General features: G+C 44.2%; 13 protein-coding genes and 1 riboswitch. Of the genes, 7 read left to right on the plus strand and 6 right to left on the minus strand.

The window, feature by feature from the left end; genetic code table 11:
• Window positions 1-52: 52 nt before the first annotated feature.
• Complete coding sequence (locus tag NST34_RS03945) at window positions 53-1,774, minus strand: cellulase family glycosylhydrolase (RefSeq protein ID WP_341127208.1); 1,722 nt, start codon at window positions 1,772-1,774, stop codon at window positions 53-55.
• Between the two features lie 219 nt (window positions 1,775-1,993).
• Between NST34_RS03945 and NST34_RS03950 the strand changes: the two genes are divergently transcribed.
• The 6 genes from NST34_RS03950 (at window position 1,994) to NST34_RS03975 (ending at window position 11,968) form a co-directional block, all read left to right on the plus strand.
• The gene (locus NST34_RS03950; RefSeq protein ID WP_341127209.1) at window positions 1,994-2,560 is read left to right on the plus strand and encodes a hypothetical protein; all 567 of its coding nucleotides are present in this window, start codon (window positions 1,994-1,996) and stop codon (window positions 2,558-2,560) included.
• Window positions 2,561-2,650: 90 nt separating this feature from the next.
• Window positions 2,651-2,851: riboswitch (cobalamin riboswitch) on the plus strand.
• 206 nt (window positions 2,852-3,057) lie between these two features.
• On the plus strand, window positions 3,058-7,677 hold the full coding sequence (locus NST34_RS03955; protein ID WP_341127210.1) for an S-layer homology domain-containing protein: 4,620 nt from the start codon (window positions 3,058-3,060) through the stop codon (window positions 7,675-7,677).
• A gap of 73 nt (window positions 7,678-7,750) precedes the next feature.
• Window positions 7,751-8,725, plus strand: a complete 975-nt coding sequence (locus NST34_RS03960; RefSeq protein ID WP_341127211.1) for a DUF4430 domain-containing protein — start codon at window positions 7,751-7,753, stop codon at window positions 8,723-8,725.
• Window positions 8,725-9,615 carry an energy-coupling factor transporter transmembrane component T gene (locus NST34_RS03965; RefSeq protein ID WP_076286160.1) on the plus strand — a complete coding sequence of 297 codons (891 nt, stop codon included), beginning with the start codon at window positions 8,725-8,727 and terminating at the stop codon, window positions 9,613-9,615. Before NST34_RS03960 ends, NST34_RS03965 begins: the two co-directional genes overlap by 1 nt.
• Window positions 9,588-11,258: an ABC transporter ATP-binding protein gene (locus tag NST34_RS03970; RefSeq protein WP_341127212.1), complete on the plus strand. Its 1,671-nt coding sequence runs from the start codon at window positions 9,588-9,590 to the stop codon at window positions 11,256-11,258. The genes NST34_RS03965 and NST34_RS03970 overlap by 28 nt, the downstream gene beginning before the upstream one ends.
• Window positions 11,240-11,968 (plus strand): ECF transporter S component, encoded by a 729-nt coding sequence (locus tag NST34_RS03975; protein WP_341127213.1) that lies wholly within the window; start codon window positions 11,240-11,242, stop codon window positions 11,966-11,968. Before NST34_RS03970 ends, NST34_RS03975 begins: the two co-directional genes overlap by 19 nt.
• A 395-nt stretch (window positions 11,969-12,363) precedes the next feature.
• Here the strand turns inward: NST34_RS03975 and NST34_RS03980 are convergent, their stop codons facing one another.
• The 5 genes from NST34_RS03980 to NST34_RS04000 form a co-directional block, all read right to left on the minus strand.
• The gene (locus NST34_RS03980; RefSeq protein ID WP_341127214.1) at window positions 12,364-13,788 is read right to left on the minus strand and encodes a HAMP domain-containing sensor histidine kinase; all 1,425 of its coding nucleotides are present in this window, start codon (window positions 13,786-13,788) and stop codon (window positions 12,364-12,366) included.
• Entirely contained in the window at window positions 13,785-14,462 is a 678-nt protein-coding gene (locus tag NST34_RS03985) for a response regulator transcription factor (RefSeq protein ID WP_341127215.1), read from the minus strand. Before NST34_RS03985 ends, NST34_RS03980 begins: the two co-directional genes overlap by 4 nt.
• A gap of 59 nt (window positions 14,463-14,521) precedes the next feature.
• Window positions 14,522-16,540, minus strand: coding sequence for a serine hydrolase domain-containing protein (locus NST34_RS03990; protein WP_341127216.1), 2,019 nt, complete (start codon window positions 16,538-16,540; stop codon window positions 14,522-14,524).
• A 240-nt stretch (window positions 16,541-16,780) separates the two neighbouring features.
• Complete coding sequence (locus NST34_RS03995; protein WP_341127217.1) at window positions 16,781-18,055, minus strand: MFS transporter; 1,275 nt, start codon at window positions 18,053-18,055, stop codon at window positions 16,781-16,783.
• A gap of 18 nt (window positions 18,056-18,073) precedes the next feature.
• The gene (locus NST34_RS04000; protein WP_339800535.1) at window positions 18,074-18,991 is read right to left on the minus strand and encodes an ArsR/SmtB family transcription factor; all 918 of its coding nucleotides are present in this window, start codon (window positions 18,989-18,991) and stop codon (window positions 18,074-18,076) included.
• Between the two features lie 207 nt (window positions 18,992-19,198).
• On the opposite strand from NST34_RS04000, the gene NST34_RS04005 reads away from it, so the two are divergent.
• Entirely contained in the window at window positions 19,199-20,551 is a 1,353-nt protein-coding gene (locus tag NST34_RS04005; protein ID WP_339800538.1) for an MATE family efflux transporter, read from the plus strand.
• Window positions 20,552-20,570 lie beyond the last annotated feature (19 nt).

A 20,570-nucleotide genomic window follows, 5' to 3' on the forward strand; every position in this document is an offset into this window, starting at 1 on the left:
AAAAGGAGTGTCCCCGTGAAGGGACACTCCTTTTTATATTATACAGCGAAAGCTAAGAAGACTTTCCTACAACGTTTGTTCCACTCTTCGTGATCTTGTACGTAAGGATATCACCATTCCAGAAGTGGAATTTCAAGATGACCTCTCCATCTTTAACATCTTTAAAGAAGGCTGGAAGCAGCTTGATTTCTTTCGTGTTATAAGAGGGTGAGAACGTATTGCCGAACTCCTTGAATGGTGTCCAGTCTTGCGGGCCTGCATTGCCACCAGCGGTATAGACAGCCTCCATCGTGGCAAGCTGGTTACCATTAAAGGTAGTTGGAATCGCAAACGATTCAGTCGTACCTTTGGCTTCACTTAATTTGGCAGTGTCGTTCACGATGATCTTTAGTCTCCACGCAACACCTTTGTTGAATTTCAACGTTAACACAGCATTTTCACCGTATTTTTGGGAAGCTGTGAGTTTTTTGAGTTGGCTGGCTTTGAGTGTGAGCTCCTCGCCATTCAAGGTGTAATCTTTTCCCTTGGTTAGATACTTCCCATTTGCACTAATCGTGGTTAGCTTATTGCCGTTTAGGTTCAGCTTCACCTTGGTGTCTTTGATCGCTGCACCTTTTTTTAGATAGACCAGATCGCTTTCAGTGCTGGAGGAACGTTCCTTCAGACCAGACATTAATACACCCTGCAGCTCAGAATCGGACCACTTATACGTTTTGCGGTTGAAATGCTGCCCGTTATCCCAGAGCATGGAGGTCATTTTCTTTTCTTTTAAATAATAGGTAAGGTACTCGAAGAATTTCAGCTTCTCGCCTTGTTCAATCACACCTGTATCTTTATCGAATCCTAGGAGTCCAAACTCACCAACGATAACAGGGATTCCTTTGGCTACGAATGTGTTGTAAACGTTATCAAAAGTTTGGGTGATATCGTTTTTTGTATCTTTTTCAAACGTGGTGTAACCAGCGATATTCACACTGAACGGCCAGAAGCCATAGTAGTGAACGGTCGCAATTATGTTCGGATCGTTAAGAGCTATAATCGTTTTGTAGAGCTGATCCATTCTAGGTTGGGTAGGAGAAGTCTCTAATGAAGGTAGCACTAGCGGACGGACATCATTTTTTCCACCTGAGTTTCGAACGATCTGATGGAAGGAATTGTTGAGCTCTGCAAGCATCTGTTCCATCTTCGCTTCATCCGTACTTCCGCCATCCGTGAAACGAGGTTCATTAATGCTTTCGAACATCAGCTTATCGGATTTATCCTTGAAGCGGTCCGCAATTTGAGTCCATGCTGCATTATAACGCGCCAGCGTCTCATCATGCTTCTCTTCCATATGACTTACCCATAACCAGGAGTCGTGATGGACATTGATCATTACATATAACTTGGCGTCTAGCGCCCAGCCTACAACTTCTTCGACACGGTCGAGGTAAGCTTGATCAATGGTGTAGTTCGGTGCTTCACCTATGTGTGAATCCCAAGTGATAGGAATCCGGATACTATTGTAGCCTTGTGCGGCGATTTTCTTAATCACTTCTTGGGTCACACGCGGATTGCCCCAGGAGGTTTCATCCTCACCTGTAGCATCTAGAGTATTGCCAAGGTTCCATCCGGGCTGCATATCGTCTACATAGGATTGGATCTTACTCTTTGGTGCTGCCTTAGCTTGTTGCTCGTCCTTAGTGGCAGCGGCGGCAATGGATGAGAACAAAGAGAGCAGAAGAGCGGTGACAAGGGTCAATGATAAGAATGATTTCTGGATTCGAGTAGTCATTGAATTCTCCTTTGTAAGATCATTTTTGAGGATGCTTAAACCTGACCTTCCTTAGTACTTTGGTGCTTAGATGAATACGTACACCTCCATGAATTCGTTGTAAACGCTTACCAAATACCCTAACATAGAATAATTTCAACGAGTACCTTACTAATTTGTGGTAAATTCATATATGAATTAGTGATTTGCAGTGATTCCAAAGTTATGGAGGGCAATCCAGTGAGCAGATTTCATTACATAGGCTCGGCTACAGAGCTTCCGTTAGGAGAAAGAGGCAGTGTACCGTCAGCAAAGACATATAATGAAGTGAAAAATTCCCCGGAGTATAAGAAACAAAGAGAGGCTCTGCGCCTGCAAGGTATAATTCCTTTGGATGACATCGCAGATCTATCTCATTTAAGAGATGAGGACTGTCTTGTATACGACTCGGAAGAAGATGCAGCGGGTATTTTTATAGAGGAACTTGGGTATTGGAACGATGAGATTCGCAAGCATTTTCGGAGTCCGTATGTGTACCGGATTTCACCGAATTGGGGCGGCTCTAAGCTAAAAGATACTTTACCGGGATCGTATAACGCCTCACTCAAGTGTTGTCGGGAGTTATTTAGGCTTATGACAGATTATGGGGTATCTGGTGCCGAGTTCGAGCTTTATACATGCTGGGCTGAGGAAGAAGGGCTCCCACGTAATAAAAAGTATGATCGAATCTTTGATTTGGCCTCTTTGTCACTGGAGGATGGTTTTGAGCTGAGAGAAAAAGAGTATATTGTGGTTAAAATGATTTGATATTCAATAGGATTATCGCTAACTACTCGTTATACAAAAAACAAATATTGCATGACAAAAGCATATATATTAGATATGATGAAGCATGAAAAATTAATATTAGCAATAGGTGCCAATTATGAATGTTTCGGAATTACAATCATAGATTGGTTAAATGGAAAGCGGGTGTGAATCCCGCGCGGTCCCGCCGCTGTGAAAGAGGAGTCCTTGCAAGGTACCACTGGGAAACTGGGAAGGTAGCAAGGGTGATGATACTTGAGCCAGAATATCTGCCTGTTTCTAATACACCGTTAAACTCTACGAGCGATAGAGAGGTGTTTGAATAGTGCATGTCAGCTATTATGGCGTTTTCAGTTCACTATTTTAAACCTCTTGACGTTTATGTTGAGTGGTTTTTTTTTGTGAATGCCATCCCTTAATGGGTGGCGCTGGTGTTTTTTCTCGCTGGGTTTAATTCTGTTTTTTATCATAGGAAAAGAAGGGAAGGGTTATGAAACATGAAGAAAAATAAGTTTTTAGCTTGGTTACTTATTGTAGCTGTATTCATCACGACATTCTCTACAAGTGTAATTCCGGCTCATGCAGATGGAGCAAGCTCTACGCTTAAAGGGTACGCAACTGTATCTGTAGAGAAGTTCACATTGGGTCAAGGATATATTAAGGAACCTATTAAAGTTCCGATCTACGAAGGGGACAATGGCGCATCTTTAATTATGCGTGCGCTAGGAGAGGGCAATTATAAATATTTAGGAGATATAAATAGTAGCTTTTATCTATCTGAAGTTAAAGATAATGCCAGAGATGAAGTGAATATTCCGAAATATATTTTAGATATGATCTCAGCTGGTGGGATGACAGTAGGAACTAAAGTAAATCAACAATGGTTGAGTCAGTTTGACTACACCCCCATGTCTGGTTGGATGTATGCAGTAAATAATGAATTTCCTCCAGTTGGTTTTTCTCAATATGATCCTCAAGATGGTGACATCATCCGAACTCAGTTCACCACGTATGGCTATGGTTCTGATCTTGGTGGTGGTTGGGGAGAACTACCAATTCAACTTGCCAATAAGGACGCTTTAACTGCTGAAATTGCAGAGATTAACAGCGATCCGAATAAAGAAAGTATTTTGGATAGAACTGTAGTACAATCGGCAGTCTACCAAGCCTATTCCGTGCTCGAAAATATTGAAAGCTCTCAAGTAAGTGTAGATCATGCGCTTGTCGGGCTTACCAATTCTTTGGATATAGAGCCACCTGTTATTACTGTAAGTGGTATTCAGGATAAACAGGAAGTGTCCGATAAAGATTTAAGTTTCAGAGTAGTTGTCACAGACAATATATTTAAAGATATCATGCCAGCAGTAAAACTTAATGGAGTCGTTCTATCTGCTACTAATGGTGAGTACAAAGCATCTCTAAGCCCAGGTAGTAATGTAATCACTGTAACGGCAGTAGACGGAGCAGAAAATAGAGTAGAGAAAACATATCAAATTACCTACAAGCTGAATGCTACCACTGGCGCAAAGGAACAGTTAGATAAAAGCTTGGCCTATATTTTAAAAACGGTAAAGAATCCGTCATTTGGTACTGGCAGTGGGGAATGGTCGATCTTATCTTTAGCACGTGCCAACTACGAAGTACCAAGTGGTTATTATGATCTCTATTACAACAACGTAGCTAAGAAAGTAACAGAATTAATGAAGGATGGAAAACTCGATGCTATTAAAAGCACAGAGCATTCCAGAGCGATCCTAGGACTTACCTCGATCGGGAAGGATATCACGAATGTTGCGGGTAATAATCTAATCAATGCACTCGCTGATTATCAATATGTTCAGAAGCAAGGGATTAATGGTCCCATATTTGCACTGATTGCCTTAGATAGTCGTACGTACGAGATCCCCGTTCTATTCCCTGAGCCTGATAAAGATGGGGTAATATATCAGACTACAAGAGAGAATTTGATTAAGTATATTTTAGATAAAGAAATCAAAAAAGGTACCGCGGACGCCGGAGGTTGGGCATTAGGCCCAGCAAAAGCTGATACCGATATTACTGCGATGGCGATACAAGCTCTTGCGCCTTATTATGCAACTAATCCAAATGTAAAAGCTGCCGTGGATCGGGCGATTGCATGGTTATCGAGTACGCAAAATGCTCAAGGTGGATATACAAGCTGGGGAAGCACAAGCAGTGAGAGCATCGCACAGGTTATTGTGGCTTTAACTGGCGTAGGCGTAGATCCGCACAGTGACATTAAATTTGTAAAAGAAGGAAATTCGCTTATAGACGCGCTACTTACCTTTGCTGGACCGGATGGTGGATTTAAGCATACTCTCACCGGAAAAGTAGATGGAATGGCAACGGATCAAGGTACGTATGCACTTGTTGCTTATGATCGTCTGATTAATCATAAGAACCGTCTGTATGATATGAATGATGAAAAGCCGGGACCTGAACAACCAGAAGATCCAGAAGAGATAGAAGTACAGATCCCATCAGGAGATAAACCAGAAATTAAAATTCCAGAGGGCGATAATTATGATTACATCATTCCGATACGCCCCGAAGATAGCAACAAAGAAATCACAGTGGAAATCCCAGAGTATAAGCAATCCGCAGTAAGTGTCAATTTACTTGGAAATAGTACTCTTCCTCAAATAGAGGCTACTAAAGGTGACGTATCTGTAGTCATTCCTAAAGGTGCAAAAGTTACAAGTGGTGATGCTAAGGTTGAGCTTATTTCATCTATAGCAGGCACAGAAACTGCGCTTAAGGATAGTCTGAATCAGGTTATTCCTAAGGACAAGAAGCTGGAGAGCATTGTTCAGGCTTTTTCAATGGGCGGCAGTGCAAGAGTAGAATTCAGTCAATTCATTACGTTAATTTTTAAGGATCTTAAAGGAAAAGATGCAGCTTATATTCAAGACGGCACACCACATAACATTCAAAAGTTTGCAAATGATGACTTAGGTTTTGCAAGCGGTAAGTCTGAGTATACCTATGATAGTGGAAATGATTTAATCGTAAAAACCAATCACTTCACTGATTACGTTGCTTACACCACTAGTACAGTACAAACACCTGGTGGTGACGGTAGTGGCGAAGGTAACAGTGGCGAAGTCACTCCACCTAAATCAACTGTAACTTTGTCTGTGGATAAGCTTACCATCAATAAAGGGTATGTTGTTCCATCTGCACAGGTTGAGCTACAACCTGGTGACACAGCATGGACTGTACTAAAAAGAGTTCTGGATAGCCGCGGTATCGTATATAAGTTTAAGTGGACAGAAATATACAATAGTGTATATGTCGAATCCATTGCTGGTGATGGGGAATTTGATCATGGTAGTGGTAGTGGATGGATGTATAATGTGAATGGAAAGTATCCTGGGTATGGGGCATCTCTATATACCCTGAATGCTGGAGATAGTCTTCAGTGGCGTTATACTACGGATCTAGGTGAGGACTTGGGATCAGGATTTAAACCAACGCCTACTTCAGCTCCGGGTGGTGGATCTACACCAGGGACTAATGTTAATACTGACGGAAAGCCATCTCCAACAGAGGGTCCTAAGGATACTTCGAAAGATAATAACTCGAATGCAAATGATATCAAAAAACTGTATACAGACGCCGATAAGATCTCACCCTGGGCGTACTCAGCGATTGAAACAGCTACACAAAAAGGATATATCCAAGGTAACAATGGTAAATTCAATCCGAAGTCTGAAATTACAAGAGCAGAATTTACTAAGATCCTAGTATCAGCATTGGAACTGGATATCAAGAGTGACAAAGGAATTACCTACAAGGATGTCGCTCTGGGAGATTGGTTCTATCCATATGTGAATGCTGCTCATAAAGCAGGGTTAATTACAGGCTTTAATAATGAATTTAAGCCAAATGACAAGATTACTCGCGAACAAATGGCAGCCATTATTGTCAGAGCATTATCAATCCCGGCTACTAAGCCAGGTACAGCTATTAAAGATATCAATACTGTGTCTGCATGGGCAAAAGCAGATGTGGAAACCATTGTTGCCACCGGACTTATGTTAGGTGACAATAATCAGTTTAAGCCTAAAGAGCTTGTAACTAGAGAAATGGCGGCTGTTGTAGCTACAAGAACCCATGATTATAAGAGTGGGAACAAAGTGGTTAGTCCAAATATTCAGAATACAGCAGTTAGTCCATATATTCAGAACACAGCAGCCTTTTTGCAAAAAACAGTTACAAACCCGGTCATCGCCTCGGTTGGCGGCGATTGGACAGTGTTTGGGCTGGCACGTTCTGGTGTGAAGGTTCCAGATAGTTATTACGCTAAGTACTATGCGAATGTAGAAGCCACCCTTAAAGAAAAAGCTGGGAAGCTGCATAGCGTAAAATATACCGAATATGATAGAGTTATTTTGGCATTAACTTCAATCGGCAAAAATATTGATAAAGTGGCGGGTTATAACCTACTGGAACCGCTCGCTGATTTTGATACTGTAATCAAGCAAGGCATTAATGGACCTGTGTTTGCCCTGATCGCTCTGGATAGTAATCATTACGACATTCCAGTGGTTAAGGATGTTAAGACGCAGACAACAAGAGAGACGCTCATTGATTACATTTTGGGCAGAGAGATCAACGGCGGGGGATGGGCACTAGGCAGTAATGCTACTGAGGCCGATCCGGATATTACGGGAATGGTTATTCAAGGCTTGACCCCGTATTACAAAACGAATGCCAAAGTAACGGCTGCTGTGGATCGTGGAATTGCTTGGTTATCCAAAACGCAAACAGCAGACGGTGGCTTTGCAAGCTGGGAGTCTACGAACTCCGAGAGCATTGCTCAGGTTATTGTAGCTTTAACTGGACTTGGTATAGATCCACATAAGGATTCCAGATTTATTAAAAATGGCCGTTCAGCGGTAGATGCGTTGCTTGGCTTTGCTGCACCTGAAGGTGGTTTTTATCACGTGAAGCAGGGTGGCGTAGGCAACGGAGGCGCGAAACCCGGAGAAGTAGATCTTATGGCTACGGATCAAGCGATGTATGCACTGGTTGCTTATGATCGGTTCGTTAAGGGTCAGACGAGTCTTTATGACATGACAGACGTTAAATAGAACTTTATTTAAAGAGATAAGCAAGGGTAGCATGTATACCCTTGCTTATTATTTAAGGTGGGGAACTTAAGAAATGAATAAGAAAAAATGGCTAACAGCGATACTAATTATTGGTGTGTTGGCGATTGCCTTCTTTTGGGGCGGGAATTATCAGAAGAGCCCGAACAAGGTTGCGAGTAACAGTGTTGAGTCTCAAGTTGTAGAATCAGCCAATACGGCCTCCAATCAGAATGTTGATGTAGAGCCTACAACCTCAAGTGATGCCGAGACAACGGAGATAGCTCCTACAGCTACACCTGGTGAAACAGCTAAGCCTAAGCCCGTTGAAACGGTAAAACCAACTGAAGAGGTAACGCCAACCGAAACTGCGGTAACAGAGGTTGAAAAGCCGACTGCAACACCTAAATCGGATACACAGGCACAACCGACCGCAACACCGAAAGCGGCTAAAACGTCCGTGCCGGAAACGAAAGCGACGGCAAAACCAGTAATCAAACCGGATTCAAAAGTAGCGACAACAGAAACAAAGCAGGAACCGAAAAAGGATAAATTCCTTACCGATCCAGTGCCGAGCGGGAAACCTAAGCCCGTGGAATGGCAAGATGCAACGGTAGATAAGAAGAAGCAATTAACGGCTACTTTGTCCGTGTCGGCAGCAACGATTTTAGATAATATGGATATTTTCAATAAGGATAAGGTTGAAGTATTGCCGGCAGATGGTATCATTTATAAAGCGCAGAAGGTAACCTTTTATGAAGGTGAGTCTGTGTTTGATGTTTTGCTAAGAGAGATGAAGAAGAATAAAATCCATATGGAATTCAGTATGACTCCGATCTATAACAGTAATTATATTGAAGGCATAAATAATCTTTATGAATTTGATGCTGGAGAGCTTAGTGGATGGATGTACAAAGTAAATGGCTGGTTCCCTAACTACGGCAGTAGTCGTTATGTTCTCAAGGATGGCGATGTCGTTGAGTGGGTATACACTTGTGATTTAGGTCGAGATGTAGGTGGTTATGTAGCCACAGGAGGAGCACAGAAATAATGAAGGATAGCTTTTCTACCTTTCATCCGTTTGTGAATTTTCTTTATTTTGTTGTTGTGTTGTTATTTAGCATGGTGTTCATGCATCCCATATTTCAGGTGATTGCTCTTATTAGTGCAGTGGTCTACTCCTTTATGTTAAAAGGAAAGAAAGCCGTTCGATTTAATCTGCTGTACATGGTTCCTTTTCTACTATTTATGGCGATTATGAACCCTGTTTTTAATCATCAAGGGGTAACGATCTTGTTCTATTTGAACAATGGAAATCCCATTACGAAGGAATCCATTCTTTATGGTGTAGCAGCGGCGTGCATGTTTGTGACGGTAATCATATGGTTCTCCTGTTATAACGTCGTGATGACCTCAGATAAGTTTATTTATATATTCGGAAAAATACTGCCGGCACTGTCGTTGATTTTTTCGATGGTGCTTCGTTTTGTTCCTAGATATTTAGCGCAAATCAAGGTGATTTCGAATGCTCAAAAATGTATAGGTCGGGATGTCACGCAGGGAAATCTTCTCGCGCGAGCGCGAAATGGGATTACGATCCTATCGATAATGACCACCTGGGCTCTGGAAAATGCGATTGAAACGGCAGATTCCATGAAGTCAAGAGGATATGGATTGCCTGGACGTACAAGCTTTTCGATCTTCCGTTTAGATGCCCGGGACAAAGTAGCCCTCTTGATCATGACAGGCTTAATTGCGATGGTAGCCATCGGCGCAGCGATGGGTGAGAACACGATGAGATATTATCCGTCGATTAAAGCGAGCGCAATTACACCTTTTAGTATCCTTGTATATATCGCTTATTTTGCTCTATGTATGATCCCTGTGCTCATCAATATGGTGGAGGCAATAAAATGGAAATCTATCGAATCGAAGAACTAAGCTTTGCTTTTCCTGAACAAGAGCAGATGGCTCTTTCGAATATTAATCTTACGATTGCAAGCGGAGACTTTATTACTGTTTGTGGAAAGTCAGGCTGTGGCAAAAGTACCTTACTAAGACAACTGAAAACAATCCTAACCCCACATGGCAAACGCCAAGGGGCGATTTATTATAAGGGTCAACCTGTAGAAGCGATCGATCAACGGACACAAGCAGCGGAAATCGGTTATGTACTCCAAAGTCCGGACAATCAAATTGTGACAGACAAGGTGTGGCATGAGCTGGCTTTTGGTCTTGAAAGCTTAGGTTATGACAATTCTACGATTCGTTTGCGCGTGGCTGAGATGGCGAGCTTTTTCGGAATTCAGACCTGGTTCCATAAAAGTGTGACTGAGCTATCGGGTGGCCAGAAGCAGCTACTCAATTTAGCGGCGATTATGGCTATGCATCCCTCGGTTCTAATCCTTGATGAGCCTACCTCTCAGTTAGATCCTATCGCGGCTTCCGATTTTTTGGAGACGGTTAAAAAGATTAATCGCGAGCTTGGAACAACCGTTATCATGACCGAGCATCGTCTAGAGGATGTTCTTCCGCTTACAGATCGGCTGATTGTGCTGAATGAGGGCATCGTGATTGCTGATGATACCCCGCAAAGGGTGGGAAAAGCTCTAAGCAAGCTGAATCATCCAATGTTTCTGTCCATGCCCTCACCGATGCAAATTTACGCAGGCGTAGAGAATGACTTAGCATGGCCTGTTACAGTGAAGGAAGGACGCCAATGGTTGGATGCTTTTCTAGAGGATAAGACACCTGCAGCGATCGCAGAATCTCAGCCAAGCTCAAAAGTGGACGGCCCTGTAGTCATAAAGTTTAAGGATGTATGGTTTAAATATGATAAACACGGATCGGACATCATTAAAGATTTGTCTTTTGAAGTAAAGCAAGGGGAGTTCTATTGCATTGTTGGTGGGAATGGAACGGGGAAGACATCAACACTCTCCTTAATGAGCGGCATCCTTCAGCCCTATCGAGGGAAGGTTCTAATCGGTGGAAAGAACCCAGCAAAAATGAATGCCAAAGAACTGTTTACTAACAATCTGGGCATCCTCCCGCAAAATCCACAAACCTTATTTGTGAAGAAAACAGTAGAGTTAGATTTATACGAAATGTTATCCCAGCTTCCTTTAACGAAGGAAGAAAAGTTGGCTAAAGTTGAGGCCGTGGTTAAGTTCGCAGAACTGGAACATCTTCTCTCCATGCATCCGTATGATCTTAGCGGGGGAGAACAGCAGCGTGCTGCGCTGGCTAAGGTGCTTTTGTTAGAACCAAAGATTCTGCTGCTGGATGAACCGACTAAAGGATTGGATGGACCTTTTAAGGAGAAACTCGCTTTATTCCTACAGAAGCTTAATGCCGATGGTGTTACCATCGTAATGGTCTCGCATGATGTTGAATTCTGTGCCAAATACGCGGAAGTTTGCGCGATGTTCTTTGACGGAAGTATCATCACTACTAATACAGCGAAGAAGTTTTTTGCGGGAAACAGCTTCTATACGACTGCCGCCAACCGAATGGCGCGTCATGTATGGAGCGAGGGAGTAACGATAGAGGGTGTGATTGATTTATGTCAACGAAGCAGGTAACGGGTCGTCATTTGAGTCGTCGAACTTTATTAGCAGCACTACTAATCTTTATAGTTATTCCAGCTACAATTTTGCTAGGTATCTTTGTCCTAGACGATCGAAAATATTACTTTATCAGCCTATTGATCGTCCTCTATACGATGATTCCGTTTGCGATGGTGTTCGAGAATCGGAAGCCGCAGGCGAGGGAACTCATCGTCATAGCGGTGCTAGCAGCTATTGCCGTTGCTGGACGCGCAGCCTTTTTCATGTTGCCGCAGTTTAAGCCGGTTGTTGCTATAGTGATCATCGCAGGGGTGAGTTTGGGAGCTGAGGCAGGATTTCTGGTCGGTGCTGTTGCGGGCTTCGTCTCCAATTTCTTCTTTGGGCAGGGACCTTGGACGCCTTGGCAAATGTTTTGTTTTGGCATCATTGGCTTCCTGGCGGGCATTTTCTTCAAGAAAGGTCTGCTTAAAAAGACTAAGCTGTCTCTCTGTATATTTGGAGGGCTAGCAACGTTCTTGGTATATGGAGGCATTATCAATATAGGCTCGCTGATGATGTTCACTTCTGAGTTCTCATGGTCGGCTTTGATGACAACTTATATTTCCGCCTTTTGGTTTGATATGGTGCATGCGGTCTCGACGGTGGTGTTCCTCTTTTTCATTGCTAACCCTATGATTGAAAAGTTGGATCGGATAAAAACGAAGTATGGGTTGATTGAGCCTTAGGTTTTGGAATTGGGTATTTGGCGTTTTAAGTGCTGCGCTTTGCGCTGGCGGACGCTCCGAGAACGGACTGTTGTTACAATCGCTGTTGTGTCCAGATTTTTTTGAATTTTTCCCCCTAGGGTAAAATCCGGACACAAAGGCGAACGCTCCGCTTTTCCACAATCAGTCCGTTCTCTCCGCTGCTATCAGCGCGAAACCCAAATCCAACATCGAAGAAAGGCTCAAAGAACCCCCCCTTCGGTTTTTAGCCGAAGGGGGGGCGGCAGTACCTAGTGGCTGGAGGTTTGGCCACTATAAGATATTACAATCGGTATGGAATTCTAGTAGCGATGCTCCTAGATCTAACCTTAAAAAACAGGCGATGCTCCGGTCTACCGGTATCGCCTGTTTTTTGATTATTCCCTTTCGATATCCATAGGCGCTGAGGTATCTTCAAAGGGCTTAAGGCTCTTTCGGCTGGGAGCAGACGGGGAGACGGGCAACCTAACGATAATCGTCGTTCCCTCTCCGATAGCACTGTCTACCTCTATCCTTCCCTGATGCAGAGAGACAATTTTTTTAACGATCGCAAGTCCGAGACCGTTGCCATTGTTGTTTCCGTTCCGCGACTTGTCTATTTTATAAAATCTTTGGAATACGGCATTGAACTCTTCCGGTGACATCCCGATTCCATTATCGATGATGGTGACGGATACTTCTGCTGCACTACTAACTATACTGATGCGAATATTCCCGCCTACCGGTGTGAATTTGATGCTGTTGCTGAGCAAATTCATCCATACTTGCTTCAGCTGATCTTCATCACCCTTAATTTTCACCGCTTCCGGCAGCTCTAGATCGATAACAATGCCTTTGGCTGACCATTGGGGCTCACAAGTCACAACGATGGTTCTAATCTGCTCGTCAAGATTGAAGGGACTTGCGTTGAAGGGATGATGTTCAGAATCCAGGGAAGCGAGCTTCAATAAATTATCACTTAGCCTCGACAGACGTTCACTCTCCGCAATGATGATATCAAGATATTCGCTGCGTTCCTCTTCCACGATTAAATCATGGTTCTGCAACGCCTTGGCAAAGCCGGAAATCGACGTAAGCGGTGTCTGGATTTCATGAGAAACGTTGGATACGAAATCCTGCCTCATTTGTTCCAACTGCTTCAGCTCCCCTGCCATCTCCACATAGCTTTGTGTCAATTCCCCGATTTCATCTATTCGGTTCACTTTAAGCTCCACCTCGAAATCACCCTTGGCCAGTCTTTTTGTTGCATTCGTCAGTGCTTTGATCGGCTCCACCAAATATCTGGCGGCAATAAGAATGCATACACTACCCAGCAAAAGCACGAGCAAAAGCACAAAGAGCACCATCCGATTAACGATATTTTCGTTCTCAGCAGAATACTGCAAGAACATCGCGCGCCACTCCCCGTCCAACATAAAAGGCATCCCGATAAAAATATCCTTATCTTCCGCGGAGGAACGGTAGAGCTTTCCTTGTAGTACTTGTTTGACAGCTTCGGGGGGGACAGTGACAGCCGGACTACCCTTGAGCCCATAAAAGGTATGTTCTCCGGCATGATTGTACAGGTGGATAGGGTGTGCGGATACCTTAACCATACTATTCAGGAACTCGTCCGTATCTTTAGGTTTGGCGTCATCATAGCGGTGAATGATCTCTTTTCCCACTACGATCATTTCATTCTGTCCCTCATAACTTATTTGTTTCTGAAAGACATACAAGCCAATGAAAAAGGAACAGATTAGACTAAAGATGATGATGCCCAGAAACGTGAGAATGACGCGTACATACAATGTCTTGATCATGGCATAGGGATCAGCCGATATCCCAGGCCGCGGGCCGTTTCGATTTGAAATTGCTCGCCCTTGCCGCTGAATTTCTCCCTCAACCGACTTATATGCACATCTACAGTCCGGCCGTCTCCTTCATAATTCAGTCCCCAGATTTGAAGGATCAACTGTTCTCTTGTGAAGATTTGCCCAGGATGGCTGGCCAGCAGAAACAGCAGCTCAAATTCCTTCAAAGGAATTGTGACCGGTTCTTCACCACGCGTGACCTGAAAAGTGCGCCGGTTGAGCGCCACATTACCCAACTGCACGGACTGGGAAGAAACGACCAGCGAGCGTTTAAGCAAAGCTTTTACTCGCATTACCAGTTCAAGCGGATCAAATGGTTTCGTTAGATAGTCATCCGTACCAAGTTGAAAGCCTTTCACTTTGTGTGCAGATTCTGCTTTAGCTGTCACCATAAGGAGGGGGATGTTGGCATCCCAGCGCCTGATTTCTCTGCATAGATCCCAACCATCCAATCCTGGCATCATAATATCTAGAATGACGAGATCGACACGCGAGTTCTGTATAATGGACAGAGCTTTGGTACCATCCCTGGCTTCTTTGAGTTCAAAACCTTCTTTTCGCAAAAATAAAGACATTAGCTTTCGGATGTTATCATCATCATCAGCGATAAGTATAGTAGCCACGATTTTCCTCCTCTATTAAGCTTTCATTATATCTGATTTGTACTTGGCAAGTAATGGTGTTATCCGAACTGCCAACCCAACAGGTTCCAATAGTAGAAGAACAGAGTCATCGCCACAGCCGAAAGCGCCACTAACGTATAATGCACACGCTTGAAAGCTGTCCAGTATTTATTCTTCCAAACCAGTATAGCCGAGATTAGCAAAGCTAAAGTCAGACCAACCAAAATGATTGGCATAACTAAACTGAGAGAAAGCGAAAGACTGATCCCGCTGAACTTCTGCATCATGTCCATGGACATAACCACCATAAATATCGTGACGAAAGATAGCAGCGCCCAACCAGCAGTTCCCGCAGATAGGCGGATGGCCCACTTTTCAGGTGGCGTCATCGCCTTAATCTTGCGTCTGGAGAAGATTAGTCCGAGCAATGCAGTGATGAAAATCAACCCCGAGAACCCTAGTACGATAAACCAAAATTTATTCTGATCCAAGAGAGGCGTACGCTCCAGCGGCATATCCGGTGCCATCCCTAAGATCATATGTGTAACCTTACCGGACTCATTCGTGCGGAAGGCAATTTGTTCGGTACCTCCCTCGAGTTGGAACATATTCGGACTGACTTCATTATACAATTGTTGTTCACTACCACTTCCCAAGGATAGCTTATTATCCTCAACCGAGACATTCAGCTGAGCGAAAAAGTTGAAAAACTTATCAATATCACTGATGTTTCGGCGTGTAAATTGATAGGCTCCTGCATATTTTTGAATAGATTCATCAGAAGCGATGAATTCAGGCTGACTCGCATCAGGAGCAGTGTAGTAGCGGTTGAAAAAGGCTTGGATGAGGTCTTCTGCGGAATCACCGCCCTCACCGCCGTTGTAGGATACAAAGATGCCTACATGCTTGGCAGGCACAAGATAAAACTCCGTATTAAACATGGGGTCGGAACCACCATGAGTGATCAGTCTGAGACCATTGATGTGTTTCTCAGCGAACCCCAGATCTACTCCCGGCAGACGCTTGTCGAATTGGTACGCCGTTGAATGCATTAGTTCTGCAGTCTCCGTTCTAAGAATTTGCTGGTCACCATATTTCCCGTTCTGCAGATGGGCGATCATGAAATGCGCCATATCTACTGCTGATACTGTACCCGAGCCGGCAGGACGAAACCCGCCCTCGAAGGTAGGTGTGCCTGGAATAAAACTACCGTTCTCACTCGTGTACCCTACAACTTGGTTGGGTATGAATGACTCCGGCAAAGGCTCTACCACAGTCGAATATTTCATGTCGAGCGGATCGAAAATATACTTTTGTATATAGTCATTGTAAGGAACACCGCTGACTTCCTCCACAATCAGACCCGCTAGTGTAGCCCCAAAGTTCGAATAAGAACTCATCTCTCCGGGGGGTCTTACCCGTGCCAGCATATGCTTATTGAGTGTTTCCGATATTGACCCCGGCAATTTGGCAGGGTCTGTAGTGATTTGATAACCTACTCCACCTTCTTCGAAACCTGCTGTATGTGTCATCAAATGGCGCATAGTGATAGGCTCAGGATAAGTAGCAGGGATCTTCACTGATTTCAGGTAGGTGTTAATATCCGTGTCTAGATCAATTTTGCCTTGCTCGACCAGTTGCATCACCGCTGTCCAGGTGAACAGCTTTGTCGTTGAAGCGATTCGAAACATGCTGGTTGTCGGGTCAGCGGGGGCTGCTGCCTCTAGATTGGAACTACCATAACCTTTAGCCAAAATAATCTTGTCATCTTTTACGATGGAGATCACGGCTCCCGGAATTTGTAGCCGATTCATATCTTTTTCCATGATGCCATCAACGAAGGTGGTCAGACTCTCGGTATCATCGAGATTGGCAGGTGCTTCAGTCTGGGTTATAGGTAGCACAGTTTGATCCGTTTTGGTCTCGGCCCATGCCTGGTTCCCAGGCAACACCAGGCTTGCGCCTAATCCGGCACTGATCACAGCCAATAGGGTTAGACCAGCGATCAGTCTTTTTTTATATAAGTTAACATTATTATCCTCCGCATCATCATTTATTGGGTTTGGATGATCATCCACCTAACGCTTATAGACATTATCAGAGTAGTGTGAATGGAACGTTAACAAGACTATAAAAAAACAGACTGCCATCCGCCGCCTTCAACGACAGAGGGTAGTCTATTGTGAAAAAATTGAAATTCCAGTTTCCTTTTTTGCCTGATAAATTAAAATAAACAGCGGTAGTTTAGGACGTGTTTTCCTTGTCCTAAGTTATCGCTGTTTCTATTAGAATCAGTGAACTCTTCTACATATCCCCACTTATCGTTCAGTTACAACACCTTGTGACGGAACTTCCACAACGGGTCGCCTATGGGTAGCCTCAAGGGTGGAAAGGTCACCATCCAGCGCTTTTAGTCCGGGGAGCAGCAAGGCTGCGCTAGCACAGAGCATTGGAAGCAGTCCGGAGATTACAAAAAGTGCGGACACCCCATAATGCTGGGCAATCACGCCACCGGCAAAAGCACCAAAAGGCTGCAAGCCGCCACCGATCAGAAAGCGAATAGAATTGACTCTTCCTTGCAGATGGCTCGGAACTAGACGTCCATGGAGTGAAGAGCTTAAGGAACCGAAGAAGGGACCTAACGTCCCAGTAGCAAATACAGCGGCGAGAGCAAAAGAAAAACTAGGGAATAACCCCCATAAGGTAGTCACTAAACCTATGGTCCCCAGACTGCTAAGCATGACAAGCCGTCTTTTTTTAATTTCCCCTATCATGGAAATCACACTTAGCCCGACTAAGGTTCCCAGTGCGAAAACTGTACTTAGCGTGCCCATCGTGGCCGCATCGCGGTGGAGCACTTCGCGTACAAAAGGGACCATCATCGTCCAGACGGCAATTGAGCTTAAATTACTGATGGAGGCCATGATCATAATCGTAAGCATTGCAGGAAATTGTTTATAGAAGGTAAAACCCTCGGCTATCTCGCGAACGTAAACGGTGATGGAGAAACTACCTGGGGCTGGAGAAGGTTTCGGTAGCTTTTGTAAGCACAGCAAGGTAGTGATGGCGGCTGCGTAACATATCATGTTGATGCCAAGGGCGGGCAGCGCTCCACTAGCAGCGGTCAACGCACCTGCTAAGGCAGGCCCCAGCAGGACTGCTGCGCTTTTGCTGCCATCAATGATAGCAAAAGCTCGCACCAGCTTCCGGCTGTCGGCAACGCCAGGAATAACAGCCATCGCTGTTGGCATGAACAATGCGGCGCAAGATCCGCTGAGACCCGCGGCGACAAACAGATGCCACAGCTGCAATTGGCCAGCCAGGCCCATGCCGAGTGGCAGTGCTATAGCCAACAAGCGAATGGCTGCCAAGCAGGCCATAAAACGGATCCGGTGCAGCCGATCGGACAACGGTGAACCGAGCAAGCGCAACAGCAGCTCAGGTATGCCGGAGCTGAGCGCGAGTGCTCCCATCGCTAGCTTAGAACCGGTTAGCTCATAGACGAGCCATTCCATAGCCAGTAAGCCAAAAGCATCTCCAAAAGCGCTTAAAGTGATGGTGGAGAGTAGACCATAATAGCTGCGTTTTATCATTGCTTGGTAGCTCCTTTCTTAACTCTCCAAATACGCCCCAATCTGCTGAGGCAGCCCGTTTAACGCTTCTAATCGCAGGCTGTACGATGCGTTTCTAACATTGGTATGGACAATGACCAGCCCAGCTGCACGCAGTGCGATAAGATGGTAGTGGATTGTGCTTTTAGAAAGTCCTACCTCACGCACGATTTCTGTGAAATTGAGCTGCTTGCCTGTGAGCAAACGAAGGATATACAGCCGGGTCTCATCTGACAACGCACGGGTAAGGCGGAGTAATGCAGGCGCAGGCCGTCCAGCTTCCGGAGGGAGAACATCACAAGAGTAGCTGGTGAATACGAATTCATCATACATAGCGGTCGTAACCAGTGGACGAGCATGATATTGCGGAATGATAATGACCTGCTTCAGATGTTCGGTTGGATAAAGGCGCATTCCAGCAGTAGCTGCTTCAAAGACTTCCATATCATTGTTCCCGCTTAGCATCGCGCGTCTTGATTCGGCTTCTTGCTCAAGCCCTTTGATGATATTAGGATCGATTCCACTGAAGTAACCTGAGTTCCATTCGCGGAGGATGTCAGCGGCAGTGTCCCTAAGCTCCGCAAGATTGGAAGGGACCGATTGGCCGAAACGTCCGGATATTTCATACAGTTCGCCCGAAGATAAACCATCGAACCACTCCAAAAACCCCTCTACCGAACGCTCTCCCGGACAGCACCAAATATAGGGAGCCAAACTGAAATCATCAAGTTTCTTAACGACTTCCTGCATTTTACGTAGCAGCATTGGCGCGAATCTGGCTTGAACATCGCGTACCCAGAGCTTGCCGGAATCCATGGCAGTATGGTTCTGCTTACTTAGAAAAGCAGTCATACTACTAACACATTCATACATGGGTGCAAAATCGACCTCTACTTTATAATCCAAGAGCTGCTCCATTCTTTCAGTGAAATACTGAACTTGTTATTAGTTCTATAAATATAGAACTGATCGTTGGTTTTATTCTAAACGAACTAATCGTTCTTTTCAATAGCCATTTCACCGAAAAATCCGAACTCAACATATTGTTCACACATAATCAATTGTTTATATAAGTGTGTGGTTATATAATGGATTTGAAATTAGATGAAGAAGGTGTAATTAGACTTGAAGGACTTGAAGGACACAAACGATTTGACTCAGGGTCCTATTATGCCTACCTTAATGAAATTAACGCTTCCGATTATTGCGACGAATTTCATCTCTACTACTTATGGTCTAGTCGATATGATTTGGGTTGGAAGATTAGGAAGTGGTCCGGTTGCCGCGATTGGTACAGCGAGTTTTTTCATTAATCTAGCGATTGCTTTATCGACTATGGTTACGATCGGCACAGGGATTAAGGTGGCGCATTGCATGGGATCTGGTCAGTTAGAGAAGGCTAAATCTTATATAAAGAATGGATTTATGATGTCTATTTTATTAGGACTTCTCTATATGAGTTTAGTGCTATTAACCAAGAATCAGTTGATTGGTTTTTTTGATCTTGGAAGTGATGAAGTAGAGCGGATGGCTAGACAATTTCTAGTGATTTCGATATTTGGATCGGTATTTTCCATCGTGAATACGTTATTCGCAACGCTCTTAAACGCTATGGGAAATAGTAAACAACCGTTTCAGATCTTCTCTATTGGTCTTATGGTTAATATTGTCCTTGATCCATTTTTGATTTTTGGCTGGGGCAGTTTTGAAGGATGGGGAGTAGCGGGGGCAGCTATTGCAACATTAACGGCGAACATTTTGGTTACGGCTCTTTTTATCGTGAAGACAAAAAAGTCAGAACTCATTTCAAACACATCCGCGTGGGACAGTCGTCAAATGAAAGAAGTCATCCGCATGGGGCTACCAATAACGATCCAACGGGTCACCTTTACGATCATATCGATCATCATTGCCAAGATCATTGTACGATTTGGAGCGGATGCTATTGCGGTTCAAAAAGTAGGAATCCAAATTGAATCCATTTCCTATATGACCATTGGCGGACTACAGGGAGCTATTGCTGCCTTTTTTGGTCAAAATTATGGAGCACGTCGCTTCGATCGTATTGGGCAGGGGTATCGTCAGGCCTTAATTTTAACCTCCATTTTTGGCGTGATCGTGTCGCTTATATTTATTGCGTTCCCGCAGCAGCTATTTTCATTGTTTTTATCAGACCAGACAAGTTTGGAATTGGGCGCAGATTATATGCGGATCATCGGTTACTCACAATTATTCATGTGTATGGAATTGATGACAGTAGGTGCTTTTAACGGCATGGGTCAAACCCACATCCCACCGATCTTTAGTATTTCATTTACTGCACTCCGAATTCCACTAGCCCTACTCTTATCCGAACCTTTTGGCTTGAATGGGGTGTGGATGTCGATTGCGCTAAGCAGTGTGTTCAAGGGTGTTATTCTTGTGTTCTGGTTTAGAAGATCTTTGTTCAGAATGAATAAACAGCAGGCAAATTACTAAGCAAAGGATGAGCGTAGGA

Origin of the sequence: Paenibacillus sp. FSL H7-0714 (assembly GCF_038003765.1) — a bacterium.
Lineage (GTDB): Bacteria > Bacillota > Bacilli > Paenibacillales > Paenibacillaceae > Paenibacillus_AQ.